14 protein-coding genes are annotated in these 13,396 nt (G+C 69.3%); 5 read left to right on the top strand and 9 right to left on the bottom strand.

All coding sequences use genetic code 11. The features are described from left to right. Positions 1 to 101 precede the first annotated feature (101 nt). The 4 genes from OG558_RS20295 to OG558_RS20280 all read left to right on the top strand — a co-directional run bounded on the left by OG558_RS20295 (position 102) and on the right by OG558_RS20280 (position 3,587). Positions 102 to 989, top strand: coding sequence for an ABC transporter ATP-binding protein (locus OG558_RS20295; protein ID WP_405071653.1), 888 nt, complete (start codon positions 102 to 104; stop codon positions 987 to 989). Then, positions 986 to 2,236 carry an ABC transporter permease gene (locus OG558_RS20290; protein ID WP_405071652.1) on the top strand — a complete coding sequence of 417 codons (1,251 nt, stop codon included), beginning with the start codon at positions 986 to 988 and terminating at the stop codon, positions 2,234 to 2,236. The genes OG558_RS20295 and OG558_RS20290 overlap by 4 nt, the downstream gene beginning before the upstream one ends. Before the next feature lie 149 nt (positions 2,237 to 2,385). Beyond that, positions 2,386 to 3,231, top strand: coding sequence for an acyltransferase family protein (locus OG558_RS20285; RefSeq protein ID WP_405071651.1), 846 nt, complete (start codon positions 2,386 to 2,388; stop codon positions 3,229 to 3,231). Then, complete coding sequence (locus OG558_RS20280; protein ID WP_405071650.1) at positions 3,219 to 3,587, top strand: hypothetical protein; 369 nt, start codon at positions 3,219 to 3,221, stop codon at positions 3,585 to 3,587. Before OG558_RS20285 ends, OG558_RS20280 begins: the two co-directional genes overlap by 13 nt. A gap of 32 nt (positions 3,588 to 3,619) precedes the next feature. On the opposite strand, the gene OG558_RS20275 is transcribed toward OG558_RS20280, so the two are convergent. From OG558_RS20275 to OG558_RS20265, 3 genes are all read right to left on the bottom strand, one after another. Beyond that, positions 3,620 to 4,000: a hypothetical protein gene (locus OG558_RS20275; RefSeq protein ID WP_405071649.1), complete on the bottom strand. Its 381-nt coding sequence runs from the start codon at positions 3,998 to 4,000 to the stop codon at positions 3,620 to 3,622. A gap of 99 nt (positions 4,001 to 4,099) precedes the next feature. Continuing rightward, entirely contained in the window at positions 4,100 to 4,525 is a 426-nt protein-coding gene (locus tag OG558_RS20270; RefSeq protein ID WP_405071648.1) for a hypothetical protein, read from the bottom strand. Between the two features lie 122 nt (positions 4,526 to 4,647). Then, positions 4,648 to 6,450 (bottom strand): DEAD/DEAH box helicase, encoded by a 1,803-nt coding sequence (locus tag OG558_RS20265; RefSeq protein WP_405071647.1) that lies wholly within the window; start codon positions 6,448 to 6,450, stop codon positions 4,648 to 4,650. Between the two features lie 139 nt (positions 6,451 to 6,589). Between OG558_RS20265 and OG558_RS20260 the strand changes: the two genes are divergently transcribed. Then, positions 6,590 to 6,856, top strand: a complete 267-nt coding sequence (locus OG558_RS20260; RefSeq protein WP_328523412.1) for a DUF3039 domain-containing protein — start codon at positions 6,590 to 6,592, stop codon at positions 6,854 to 6,856. Between the two features lie 9 nt (positions 6,857 to 6,865). Here the strand turns inward: OG558_RS20260 and OG558_RS20255 are convergent, their stop codons facing one another. The 6 genes from OG558_RS20255 to OG558_RS20230 all read right to left on the bottom strand — a co-directional run bounded on the left by OG558_RS20255 (position 6,866) and on the right by OG558_RS20230 (position 13,372). Next, positions 6,866 to 7,423, bottom strand: a complete 558-nt coding sequence (locus tag OG558_RS20255; RefSeq protein WP_328523413.1) for a YqgE/AlgH family protein — start codon at positions 7,421 to 7,423, stop codon at positions 6,866 to 6,868. Positions 7,424 to 7,430: 7 nt separating this feature from the next. Then, entirely contained in the window at positions 7,431 to 7,811 is a 381-nt protein-coding gene (locus OG558_RS20250) for a VanZ family protein (protein ID WP_405071646.1), read from the bottom strand. 13 nt (positions 7,812 to 7,824) lie between these two features. Continuing rightward, positions 7,825 to 9,255: an NAD-dependent malic enzyme gene (locus OG558_RS20245; RefSeq protein ID WP_405071645.1), complete on the bottom strand. Its 1,431-nt coding sequence runs from the start codon at positions 9,253 to 9,255 to the stop codon at positions 7,825 to 7,827. A gap of 160 nt (positions 9,256 to 9,415) precedes the next feature. Beyond that, positions 9,416 to 10,561 carry a CaiB/BaiF CoA transferase family protein gene (locus OG558_RS20240; protein WP_405071644.1) on the bottom strand — a complete coding sequence of 382 codons (1,146 nt, stop codon included), beginning with the start codon at positions 10,559 to 10,561 and terminating at the stop codon, positions 9,416 to 9,418. A gap of 46 nt (positions 10,562 to 10,607) precedes the next feature. Further along, complete coding sequence (locus OG558_RS20235) at positions 10,608 to 11,552, bottom strand: alpha/beta fold hydrolase (protein WP_405071643.1); 945 nt, start codon at positions 11,550 to 11,552, stop codon at positions 10,608 to 10,610. Continuing rightward, positions 11,549 to 13,372, bottom strand: coding sequence for a hypothetical protein (locus tag OG558_RS20230; RefSeq protein ID WP_405071642.1), 1,824 nt, complete (start codon positions 13,370 to 13,372; stop codon positions 11,549 to 11,551). The genes OG558_RS20235 and OG558_RS20230 overlap by 4 nt, the downstream gene beginning before the upstream one ends. Positions 13,373 to 13,396 lie beyond the last annotated feature (24 nt).

Here is a 13,396-nt window from a genome sequence, read left to right as displayed (position 1 = left end):
CACCGCCGGCTGTTCGAGGCGGTCATGAGCCCCGCCTGGTTGGGGCCGTTGTGCCCTAACGCTCCAGGGCGTGGCGGGGAGGCTGGAAGGGGAGGTGGATCGTGCTCGCTTTCGACTCGGCGGCGAAGCGGTTCGGTCCTGTGGCCGCGCTCGACGGATGTACGTTCGAGGCCCGGCCGGGCCGGATCACCGGATTTCTCGGACCCAATGGGGCAGGCAAGACCACCGCGATGCGCGCGGTGTTCGGGCTCGTCCGGTTGGACGCCGGCGCGGTGTCGTGGCGGGGCGCGCCCGTCACCGGGGTGGAACGGGCACGGTTCGGCTACATGCCGGAGGAGCGGGGTTTGTACCCACGCATGCGAGTCCGGGAGCAGTTGCTGTATCTCGGCCAACTGTGCGGACGGACTGACAGCGACGTAGGCCAGATCGCCGACCGGTGGCTCGAGCGGCTCGGCCTCGCGGACCGGGCGACGGACCGCCTGGACGCTCTGTCGCACGGCAACCAGCAGCGGGTCCAGCTGATCGCCGCGCTCGTCAACGAGCCCGACCTGCTCGTTCTTGACGAGCCGTTCTCCGGCTTGGACCCCATCGCCATGGCCGCCATGGCGGACCTCCTGGCCGAACTCGCCGCAGCGGGCGCGACGGTGCTGTTCTCCAGCCACCAGCTCGATCTGGTCGAGGAGCTGTGTGAAGACGTGGTCATCATCGACCACGGACGCATCGTGCTCGCCGGCGATCTGACGGACCTCCGGGCGGCCGTTCCGCAACGATTCGTGGACATCCGCTACCGGGGGCTCGCGCCGGACTGGTCGAGGTTGGCGACGGTCCAGGTCGTCGAAGCCAAAGACGGACATGCGCGGCTGCAGGTCGACCGCGACGCCGATCTGGCAGCGGTCGTGGCCGCCGCCCGGTCCAGCGGTGATGTTGTCTCCTTCGCCTACCAGCCCCCGACGCTGTCAGAGCTGTTCCGCCAGGCGGTGGCGGCATGACCGGCCTGCGGCAGGCCTGGCTGGTCGCCCTCCGCGAGGTCCGCGAGCGCAGCAGGTCACGCAGCTTCCGGGCAGGGCTGATAGTGATGCTCGTCGTCGTCATCGCCCTGATCGTGGTGCCTGCGAACCTGGACACCGGCGGCGGACCCAAGGATGTCGGCCTGACCAGTGCCGTCCCCAGCGCGTTGTCGTCGGCCATCCTCGCCCAGGGCGCTGCCATCGGCACCACGGTCCGCGTGCACCGGTACGACGATGTGGCCGCCGGGGAGGAGGCGCTCCGCGCGGACGAGGTCGACGTACTCCTGGTCGACGCCCACCGGCTGGAGTGGCCGGGCAGCGTCGACGAGCAACTGCAGGCTGTCGTCACCGGCGGCATTCAGCTGGTCGCCGTTCAGGAACGGGCCGCGGCCGCCGGCATCGACCCCAACGACCTACGCGCGGTGATGGCCCCCGTTCCCGTCGCGAACGTCGAGCTCGGCTCGGCCGCCGGGCGCAGCCCCGACGACGAACTGGCAGCCATTGTGATGACAACCCTGTTGCTCTTGGCAATCGTCATCTACGGGAACCTCGTCCTGACAGGCGTCGTGGAGGAGAAGTCCAGCCGGGTCGTCGAGGTGCTGCTGGCCCGCATACCCGCTCGGGTCCTGCTGGCCGGCAAGGTCGCCGGCATCGGACTGCTCGGGTTCGCCCAGTTCGCCCTGACCGCCGTGGCGGCGCTGATCGCCACTCTCGTGGTCGACTCCGTCGACATACCGGCCGTCGGCGCCGGCGTGCTCGCCTGGGCGGTCGTGTGGTTCGTGCTCGGCTATGCCCTCTACGCGATGGCGTACGGCGCGCTCGGCGCGCTCGCGTCACGGACCGAGGACGCGCAGAGCGTCGCCGGGCCTATCGGCTACGTGCTGATCGCGTGCTACTGGGCCGCATTCCTCACGGTCAGCGGAGACCCGGACGGTGTGTGGTCCCGGCTGCTCTCGCTGTTCCCGGCAACCGCGCCGTTCGCCATGCCCGGCCGTATCGCGCTCGGCTCGGTCACCTGGTGGGAGCCGCTGCTCGCTGTGGCCCTCACCCTGGCCGCCATCACCTGCCTCGTCGTACTCGCCGGACGCGTGTACACCAACGCGATACTCCACAGCGGCAACACTCTTCGGTTGCGCGACGCATGGCACAGCGACCAAGCGCCGCAGCCGCCGATGGCGAGGGCGCCCGCTCGCACCACGGAGAGCGGGACCTCAGCGGCCGCGAAATAGGCGGCCAGTCTCCACGAGGCGAAGCCGGGCCGACATCGCGGGTCCATCGGCAGTCTGCTGTTCGGCTCGGCACAGACAGGGCTTGCGGGCTCGCTCGCCAGGCCCTTCGCCCCTGACTCGAGGATCCGTCCATCCAGAATCGTGAAGTCATGACCGGTGGCAATCCGGATCGCCCAGGTGGGGCATCCTTCGGGGAAGCCGGGACGGAGCTCGAGAAGTGGGCCTCGACCCGGCGGCCGTACCTGGACAACCTCAAGGTCGTCCTGATCGCCGCGATCATCGTCATCCACGCCGTCCTCGGCTACGCCTCGATCGTGGAGGTATGGACCTACACCGAATTTCGCGAGGTGACCCTGGCGACGGCGACCCAGGTCGTGCTGTTCGTGCTGGTGAGCCCCTTCGCGTTCTTCCTGATTGCCCTGCTGTTCCTGGTCGCCGGGCTCCTCACCCCGTCATCACTCGAACGCAAGGGCACCGGTCGCTTTCTCCGTGACCGACTGCTTCGCCTGGGCGTGCCGTTCGTTGTGTATGTCCTGTTCGTCCAGCCGACCTTGAACTACGCGCTGCAGCATCCCCTGCGCGCCGCGCCTGGGTCGTATCGGGCTGAGTATCTGGCCACGGGGCGGCTCGACACCGGTCCCCTGTGGTTCGTCGGCGTACTTCTGGTCTTCTCTGTCGGGTACGCGGGCTGGAACGCCTGGCGTCGGCGGCGTCCATCGGAAGGCCCCGGCACTCGACCGATCTCCCTGCGAACCCTGATGCTGGCCGCAGTTGCCGTGGCTCCGGCCTCGTTCGCCGTCAGACTGGTCTACCCCTATGGATCCGAGAGCGGCTTCACCGACCTCAACTTCTGGGAGTGGCCGGCGTGCATCGCTGTGTTCGCCGTCGGCATCAGCGCGTCTCGCCAAGGCTGGGTCACCGCGGTTCCGGATCGCCTTGCACGCCAGTGCCGCGATCTGACCCTGCCGGCGGCATCGGCCATGTGCTGCTCCTGATCGTCGTCGCCCTCCTCGACGCTGTCGACGACGCGGTGGGCGGTTGGCACTGGCCCGCAGTCGCTTTCGCTGTCGTCGACGCCGTACTCACGGTCTTCGGATCGGTCTGGCTGCTGAGCGTCGCACAGCAGCGGCTGGACCGGAGGTACCGATGGGGTCCTCTCCTCAGCCGCAGCGCCTATGGCGCGTTCATGCTGCAAGCCCTGTTCCTGCTCGGGTTCGCGATCGCCCTGCGCCCCGTCGGGCTTCCCGCGGAGATCAAGGCCCTGGTCGTCGCGATCGCCGGTGTCACCTGCTCGTTCGCCGCCGCCTGGCTCCTGATCACCCGCGCGCCCGGGCTCTCCCGGGTGCTGTGAGCCTGGATCACGGTTCGATCCGATCCCACCTGTCAGCTCAAGGACAGGACTCGCCCCACCCAGCCTGGCTGGATCACTGCGACGGCGAGCAGGACGATATCGATCGCGAAGCCGAACACCAGCCAGGTGTTCCAGAAGAGGATGATCAGGACCATGGAGAGCAGACAGGCCATGACAGTCAGGGCTGGCCACGCCGCCGACAGACCTGGAACGCCCCACACAGCCAACGCGAGGATGGCGAAGGCGACAGTCGTTGCCGCGATGAGGCCCAATGCGAGTGGGCGCCGTGCGACGGCGGGCACCAGCCACGACCGATCCAGAGAGAACTCGTGCACGTCGTCGGCGAGGTAGAGCAGGTGGACGAGCCCGTGAGCAAGGAGGAACACTCCTGCCGCGATGCGGACCAAGACCATGTCGGACCTGCTTTCCTGGCTCAGCCGGCTTGCCCTTGCTGCACGGCCGATGCCGCACTCACGCCGGATCATGCTCGGAGTGGGGAGGGCCAAGCCGCCTCACGGGTGCGGTGACGACGTGGCTTCCTCGTCGCGCCGAAGTCGCCTGGGCGCCGCAATCCAGCCAAGGTGCCTTGCGCTCGCCAGCATCCACATCGCAACGATCGCGGCAACCAGGGTTGCCATGGCGCCGCTGCCGCCGCCGATGACCGCGATGATCCCCGCGACCAACGCCACGGCACCGATACCAGTGACCAGCACGAGGTACGCCAGTGGTGCACGGCGACCCGGACCAGCACCGTAGACGCCCGCGAGATAGGACCGCGCCGCGGTGCAGGCCGCGACCCCCAGTCCGAACACCACCGCCGCCGACTGCCGATCGCTCAGGCCGAACGCTGCCGTTGAATCCAAGCCGCTCAGATACACCCCGACCGCGGCCAGGACGAAGATGCTTGACGCGGCATCGGTCCAATTGGTCCTCATCATCGACCTTCCCACCCATCGCCCACCGAATGGGCTCCGATGGCTACCACCTACGATCCGCCCGCCGCTCGAGGCCGGGCAGGGCCTTTCGGCCCACAGGAGGTGGGGTGTTCGGTGGTTCGGGGTCACGCGCGGCGTTGAGTGGCCCAGTCGCGGATCAGCTCGATGCGGTCCTTGAGCTGGGTGGAGGAGGCGTGGGCTGCGGCGGGGCCGCCTAGTTTGCGGCGGAGGTCGTTGTGGATGACGCCGTGGGGCTGGCCGGTGCGGTGGTGCCAGGCGGCGACCAGGCCGTTCAGCTCGCGGCGCAGGAGGGCGATCTGCTCGTGGGTGGCGAGCTCGGTCGGCGTGGGGTCCTCGCGCTCCTCGGCCGCCCCGCGCCGGGTCCGCTTCTGCGCCGCCAGCGACTTCGCCTGCCGTTCGCGCAGCAACTCCCGCACCTGATCCGGCTCCAGCAACCCGGGCAGGCCGAGGAAGTCGAGCTCCTCGTCGGAGGCCTGATCGCCACCGGTCCCGTAGTCACCACCGTCGAACACGACCCGGTCGAAGCTCGCGTCCGACCCGAGCGCCTCGAACTTCGCGTCCAGTTCGTCGCTGGCCGCCTCGGTCTGGTTCGCCTTGGCGAGCAGGTCGTCCTCGAGGGCGAAGATGTCGCCGTCCTCGTTGCTGTTCTTCCGCCCGAGCACGTGGTCCCGCTCGGCCTCCATGTCGGCCGCGAACCCGAGCAGCCGGGTCACCGACGGCACGAACACCGACGCCGTCTCACCCCGCTTCCGGGCCCGCACGAACCGCCCGACCGCCTGCGCGAAGAACAGCGGCGTCGACGTAGGCGTGGCGTACACCCCGACCGCAAGCCGTGGGACGTCCACACCCTCGCTGACCATCCGGACCGCGACCATCCACCGCGAGTCCCCCTCGGAGAACTTCGCGATCTTCTTGCTCGCCGCCTTCTCGTCGGACAGCACCACGGTCGGCGCCTCTCCGGTCAGCTCCCGCAGCGTCTTCGCGTACGCGCGGGCCGTGTTCTGATCACCCGAGATCACCAGCGCGCCCGCGTCCGGCATGTGCCGCCGAACCTCGGTCAGCCGCTTGTCCGCGGCCGCCAGCACCGCCGGCATCCACTCGCCTGCCGGGTCCAGCGCCGTACGCAGGGCCTGCGCAGTCAGGTCCTTGGTCAACGGTTCACCCAGCCGGGCCGCGACCTCGTCCCCGGCCTTGGTCCGCCACCGCATCTCACCGGAGTACGACATGAAGATCACCGGGCGTACGACGTGATCGCGCAGAGCGTGACCGTATCCGTAGGTGTAGTCCGCCTTGCTCCGCGCGACGCCGTCCGGCCCGTGCTCGTACGTGACGAACGGGATCGGGTTGTCGTCACTGCGGAACGGCGTACCGGTCAGGCACAACCGGCGGGCCGCGGGCTCGAACGCCTCCCGGACGCCGTCACCCCAGCTGAGCGCGTCGCCGCCGTGGTGCACCTCGTCCAGGATCACCAGCGTCTTGAACCGCTCCGTCCGGACCCGGAAGGCCAGCGGGTTCACCGCGATCCCGGCGTACGTCACCGCGACGCCCTGGAAGTCCTTGTTGGTCTTGCCGCGCCGGCCGGCGAACGCGGGGTCGATCGCGATCCCGGCCCGGTCGGCCGCCTCGGCCCACTGGACCTTCAGGTGCTCGGTCGGCGTCACCACCGTGACCCGCTCGATCTGCCGCCGGTGCAACAACTCGGCGGCCACGGTCAACGCGAACGTGGTCTTACCGGCTCCTGGAGTCGCCACGGCGAGAAAGTCCCGCGGCTGCTGGTCGAGATAAAGCTTGAGCGCCTCCGCCTGCCAGGCCCGCAGCTTGCTCGCGGTCCCCCAGGCGGCGCGGTCCGGATACGCCGGCGGAAGCACGGCTGGTCCAGCTGGCACGCTCGAATCCACGGACGGCATACTCCCCCGTTAGTCGACTGTCGGCCGTGCAGGAACGTTACCTGACTTCGCCGGCAAACCTCGACCGGCGTGTCGCGGTACGGGCGGTCTGTGGAGAAAGTTCCCGGGTTCGCTGGAGTTGCGTTCTACACTTTGGGGCATGAGTACTCAGCTGACCCCTGGCGCCGAGACGGTCGTCGACGAGCGGACCCAGCCGTCGCTGGAAGAGCCCGGCGATCACGAGCGGTTCTCGCACTACGTGCCGAAGGACAAGCTGACCGAGGCGATGGTGATGGGCACGCCGGTGGTCGCGCTGTGCGGCAAGGTGTGGGTGCCGAGCCGCGACCCGCAGCGCTTCCCGGTCTGCCCGGAGTGCAAGGAGATCTGGGACTCGCTCAACCCTGGTGACGACGGCGGCGAGGAGTAGGCCCGGACGTCAGTTCAGGGTCGGATCGTCCGGGTACGTCGCCAGATACGCCATCTGATCGTTCTGGCGGCGGAGCACCCGGCGCCACAGGGTGTCCGGGTGCAGGCTGAACACGTCGTCGGGTTCGGACTCGACGACGTACCAGGCGCCCTCGGTGATCTCGCCCTCGAGCTGCCCGCTGGACCAGCCGGCGTACCCGGCGAAGATCCGCATCCGCTGGATCGCGCCCTCGAGCAGTGCCGGCGGTACGTCGAGGTCGATCAGCCCGATCCGCCCGAAGCACTCCCGCCAGCCGGGCGGGTCCGCCGACTCGATCACCTCCGCGACGGCCAGCGCGCTGTCGGTGCCGACCGGACCGCCCATGAAGAGCACGCCCGGCTCGTTCACCGTGGTGGACCAGTCCGGGAGCACCCGGTCGACGGCCAGGTCGGCCGCGCGGTTCACCACCACCCCCAGCGCGCCGTCGTCGTCGTGATCCAGCAGGAGGATCACCGACCGGCGGAAGGGCGGCTCGTCGAGCAACGGGGTCGCCACGAGCAGCGAACCGGTCAGGGTCGTGGCCGTCATGACTCCATCATGTCGTACGACGGAGCACTCGGAAGGCCAGCCAGGCACCGAAAGCAACACCGGCGAGGTCCGCGATCGCGTCGAACGGATCGCCGTCGCGTTGCGGCAGCAGGTAGTGCTGCACGATCTCGCTGACGATCGCGTTCGCGACCAGTGCCGCCAGCAACCAGCGCGCCGGCACTCCGACCTTCAGCCCGAGGAATGCGACCGACGCGAACAGGAAGAAGTGCGCGATCTTGTCCACCTGCGGGATCCCGACGTGCGGACCAGCCTCCCGCGGCGCGTAGACGCCGTACAACTGCAGCGCGCAGGCGGCGACGAAGCCGATCCGCCACGCCCACACCGTCACTCGCGACCCGGCCGTCGCCCCCGTCAGAGTAGAAGTCACCCAACCACCGTACTCACAGCGCCGGAGAGTCGTCCGGGAAGCTCTCCGCCGCCGGAGCCTTGCCGCCGGCCGCGTCGCGGACGGCGTGGGCGATGATCGTGTGCACCTCCGGGTGGAAGACGCTGGGCACGATGTAGTCCGCGTTCAGCTCGTCGTCGGTGACGACACCGGCCAGCGCCTTCGCGGCGGCCAGCTCCATCTGGATCGACACCTTCGACGACTGCGCGTCGAGCAGACCGCGGAAGACGCCCGGGAAGACCAGCACATTGTTGATCTGGTTCGGGAAGTCGCTGCGCCCGGTCGCCACCACGGCCGCGTGCTCGTGCGCCGCGGCCGGGTCGACCTCCGGGTCCGGGTTGGCCAGGGCGAAGACGATCGCGTCCTTGTTCATGGTGGCGATGTCGGCGCCGGTCAGGATGTTCGGCGCGGAGACGCCGATGAACACGTCCGCCCCGCGCAGCGCACCCTTCAGGTCACCGCTGTACTTCGCCGCGTTGGTGTTCTCCGCGATCCAGCGCAGCTCCGGCGACAGCCCGTCGCGTTCGGTGTGGATGACGCCGGCGATGTCGGCGACGATCGCGTCCCGCACGCCGGCCACGATCAGCAGCTTCAGGATCGCGGTACCGGCCGCACCCGCGCCCGACAGCACCACCCGGACCTCACCGATGTCCTTGCCGACCACTCGGAGCGCGTTGAACAGCGCCGCCAGCACCACGACCGCCGTACCGTGCTGGTCGTCGTGGAAGACCGGGATATCCAGCTCCTCGCGCAGCCGCCTCTCGATCTCGAAGCAGCGCGGCGCGGAGATGTCCTCCAGGTTGATCCCCGCGAACCCGGGTGCGATCGCCTTGACCACCTGGATGATCGCCTCGGTGTCCTGGGTGTCCAGGCACAGCGGCCACGCGTCGATCCCGGCGAACCGCTTGAACAGCGCCGCCTTGCCCTCCATCACCGGCAGCGCGGCCTTCGGGCCGATGTTGCCCAGCCCCAGTACGGCGGAACCGTCGGTGACCACCGCGACACTGTTGCGCTTGATCGTCAGCCGGCGCGCGTCGTCCGGGTTCGCCGCGATCGCCAGGCAGACCCGCGCCACCCCCGGCGTATAGATCATCGACAGGTCGTCGCGGTTGCGGATCGGGTGCTTGGCCTCCATCGAGATCTTGCCGCCGAGGTGCATCAGGAACGTCCGGTCCGAGACCCGGGCGATCTCGACGCCCGGCACGGCCCGCATCGCCTCGACCAGCCGGCCGGCGTGCTCGGTGTCGGCCGCGGCGCAGGTGACGTCGATCCGCAGCCGCTCGTGGCCGGACGCGGTCACGTCGAGTGCGGTGACCAGACCGCCGGCCTGCTCGACCGCGGTCGTCAACTTGCTCACCGTCGAGCCGCCCGCGGGCACCTCGAGGCGAACGGTGATGGAGTACGAAACACTCGGCAAGGCAGTCACGCGGGTGATCCTCTCATGTCACTGGTAAGCCCTGGAGGTTACGTACGTAATGTGCATGACAGATCAGCTCCGGACCGCCAGGCCATCACAACCGAGCGCCGACGGCACGACCGATCCTCGCGGTTACCGGGGAACGCCAATTGTGATGGCGTGGCGGTACCTACTCCTCCAGCCAGGCTCTGACCGACTCGTTGTGCTCGCCGAGTCGTGGCGGTGGGAGGTTGGTCTCGCGGGCACCGGCGTACGGCTGGTCGTCGAAGCGTAGCGGCGGACCGGGGAGCTGGATGCGGCCGAGGGTCGGGTGGTCGACGTCGATGAGCAGGCCCTGGGACAGCGTCTGCTCCCACTCGTAGACCTGCTGGAAGTCGCGGACCTTACCGGCCGGAATCCCCTTGTCCGCAAGGCGTTCCAGCCACACGTCCGCCGACTCGGCCGCAAACGCCGTCTCGATCGCAGCCGTCAGCTGGTCGCGATGCGCCACCCGCTGTGCGTTCACCGCGAACTGTTCGTCCTCCGGATCGAGCCCGACGATCGGCGCGAACGTCCGCCACTGCCCCTCGCTGCCGACCGCGACCTGGATGCTGTCGTCGGCGGTGCGATACATCCCGTAAGGCGCGATCTGGGCATGGTGATTGCCGACCCGCTCGGGCAACTCGTGCGCCACCGTCCACTTCGTCCCGTGGAACGCGTGTACGCCGATCGTCGCCGCGAGCAGGCTGGTCCGCACCACGCGGCCCTTGCCGGTGATCGATCGCTCGTGCAACGCCGCCAGCGCACCATAGGCGCCGTACATGCCGGCCAGCAGGTCCGCGATCGGTACGCCGACCTTCGTCGGCTCGACCGCGCCGGTGATGCTCATCAGACCGCCTTCGCCCTGCGCGATCTGGTCGTACCCGGCCCGCCCGCCGTCCGGACCGTCGTGCCCGAAGCCGGTGATCGACAGGATCACCAGGCCTGGGTTGAGCTCGTGCAGCTGCCCGGTGGAGAACCCGAGCCGATCGAGCACGCCCGGCCGGAAGTTCTCGATCAGCACGTCGGCCTTGCGAACCAGCTTGGTCAGGAACTCCTTGCCCTGATCCGATTTGAGGTCGGCGGTCACCGATTCCTTGTTCCGGTTCGCGGACAGGTAGTACGTCGACTCCCCTTCGACGAACGGCGGTCCCCAGCCCCGGCTGTCGTCCCCACGCTCGGGCACCTCGACCTTGATCACCCGCGCGCCGAGGTCGCCGAGCATCATCGCCGCGTGCGGCCCGGCCAAGGCTCTGGTGAGGTCGACGACAACGACATCGGAGAGGAGGTTCTGCACGCCGCCACCCTAGGCGAGGACGCGCGGAGCAGCCGTGACGCGACTCTCAGGCTGACGCCTTGCGCGCCAGGGAGGCCAGGCGGTGGGTCACGTCGCGGGGGCGTTCCTGCATGAGCATGTGGCCGGCGCCGGGGTACATCCACAGGCGTGCGGTCGGGAGCTCCGCAGCCATCCGGTTGGCGTGCCGGGGCGGGAGGAGCCGGTCGCGGGTCCCGTGCATGATCTCGACCGGCACATGGTCCAGCACCTTCAACGCGTGCGACCGCTCGTGCTGCAGGATCGCCTCGAAGAACCCGCCGTACGACGGCCCCGGCACCGCAGCCAGGTCCGCCAGGAACAGATCCACCTCGGCCGGGTCGACCTTCTTGCCGAACACCAACTGCTGCAACGCGGGCCGCTGCAGCCGGGCCGCCAACGCACGCGATGCCAAGGCCCGGCGAGCGGCCCGCTTGGCAGCTGCGCGGCGTTCGATCCGGGCGCTGACCAGGTTCATCGCGCGGGGAGCGACCACCGCGGTTGCGGGGTCGAGACGTCTGGAGATGCCGAAGGCGCCCTCCGCGATGTGACCGGACGATGTGCTGACCAGGGCGGCAGCCCGGATTCGGGAACCGAAGAGGTCGGGGTGCGCGTCCGCGAGGGCCATCAGGGTCATGCCACCCATCGAGTGACCGGCGTAGACGACCGGGCCGTCGCCGACCACGGTGTCGAGCACCGTCACCAGGTCGTCGGCCAGCTGCTCGATCCGCATCGAACCCGGCGGCGCCGCGTCCGACCGCCCATGGCCGCGGTGGTCGTAGCTGACGACGCGTACGGCGTCCGGTCCGAGGATCCGCGGCAGGTCCTCGACCTGGTTGTGCCACGAGCGCGTCGAACACGTCCACCCGTGCCCCAGCAGCACCGTCACCGGCGCGTCCACGGGTCCGGTCGTCTCGACGTTCAGCCGTACGCCGTCCGGCGTCGTCACGCCCGACCGCTCCAACTCGATCGTCACGCACTCTCCCGTTCCCGCTCGTCGGCGGCCAGATGAGCCGCACGCAACCGCCCGCCACGGGCTCCCCGTCCGACCAGCCAGGCGATCCCGGCGAGCTCGAGCAGCCCGACCACACCCAGCAGGGCGTAGCCGCCGTTCCACATCCATCGTGGCACGTCGGTCCGCTCCTCGCGCCGCAGCACCTGTTGCTCGTTGATGAACTCGACCGGCTGCCCGTTCGACACCTGCACCGCCGGCTTCTCGATCGCCGCGTCCGCCGGCGCGTACACCCACGTCGCCACCAGGTCCCGCTGCCCCTGGTGCAGCCGGATCATCGACTTCCACTTCCCGTACATCGGCAGCGGGTCCGCCGACCGGTAGGTGCCATCGGCAACCTTCACCATCGGGTGCAGGACCATCCCGCCACCCTGCCAGGCCATCGCCGAGAACCACCGTGCACCATCGGCCGCATCACCCGGCTGCAGCGCGACCGTGACGTACGCCGTCGGCTCGGCCCCCGTGGCCACCCGCTCCAACGACACCGTCCCGGACACCCCCGGCGCAGCCGACCGCGGCACACAGAAGAAGACCACAGCCAGTACGGCGATCAGCCCGACGGCCCCGAGTTGGTGCGTACGACGGACCACGGCCGGCCGGGTGTGCCGGATCCCGACCGCACGTCGATCCCCCGCAACCTCGGCGTACCGGGTTGCGAGCCAGGCTCCGACCATACCGGCGCCGGCCCCGACGACAACGCCGTACCCGAGGGCTGACGGGAGCATCGACGACGGCCACGCGATCGGCATCCAGACGTGACTCCAGGCGTACTCCGCGACCACGCCGACCGTGCCGATCAGGATGCCGGCGACCACCCCGAGGCGGAAGCGCTTCTTGTTGCCCAGGGCAAACGCCACCACCTCGACCAGGATCGCCTCGACGATCAGCAGTGGGAAGTGCCCGACGATCTGGCCGAGCGGCTGAGCGACGGCCCAGGCGATGCCGCCGCGGATCACCAGATACACCGCCAGCGCGGCGAACGTCGTACCGGGACCGCGCCGCGCCCGCAGGATGGTGAACCCCATCGCGGCGCCGAACACGATCAGGATCGGCTGCAGGATCAGCGGGAACTGCGGCACCCCGTAGTTGAACTCCGTGCTGAACAGGTCCCACGCGATCAGCAACGCGCCGACGGACACGATCTCCTGGAACAGGCGGCGCTTGTTGATGCCGATCAACTGCTCCACCTCGGCCAGCGCCAGCAGCCGCGCGAAGATCGAGAACACCACGCCGCCGATCATCAGCAAATGGGTCGGACCCCACAGCGTGACGTCCTCGCCGAACAGGCGGTGCCACACGTCGTCCAGCGGGAAACCGACCAGTGCGAACGTCCCGCACACCGTCACGAGCGCCGCGCTGCAGGGGATCCGCCAGCCTTTGGTCAGCTTGATCGTGCGGGCCGGCAGCGGCTTGCCGGCCAGGGCGATCGGCAGGACGCCAGAGACGATCACGCCGAGGATGCCGAAGAAGATCGGGTAGTGCGCCGGCGTCCCGAACGGGCCGGTGTCACGACCGCGGTCGATGTGCACCGCGATGTCCCACCAGACCCCGAACGCGCAGGCGAGCAACGACACGGCGTGCACGTACGGCGTCAGCGCGGCCCATCGGGGGACTCCGTCCAGTCTCCCGATGGTGTCCGCAAACCGCCCTACCAGCGTGACGCGCCCGGTCCGTTCGCGCCACAGCAGGACGGCGAGTGCGACGTACATCAAGGAGACCAGTCCGGTGACGATCGCGATCTGGTCGAACGTCGCCGTACCGGTGGTCGCCAGTGGGATCGCCATGACCGATCTCCTTAGATCCTTCAT

Origin of the sequence: Kribbella sp. NBC_01510 (assembly GCF_045040325.1) — a bacterium.
GTDB lineage: Bacteria > Actinomycetota > Actinomycetes > Propionibacteriales > Kribbellaceae > Kribbella.
The sequence above is the reverse complement of the archived record's forward strand: the minus strand, read 5'-3'. Positions and strand labels throughout refer to the sequence as shown.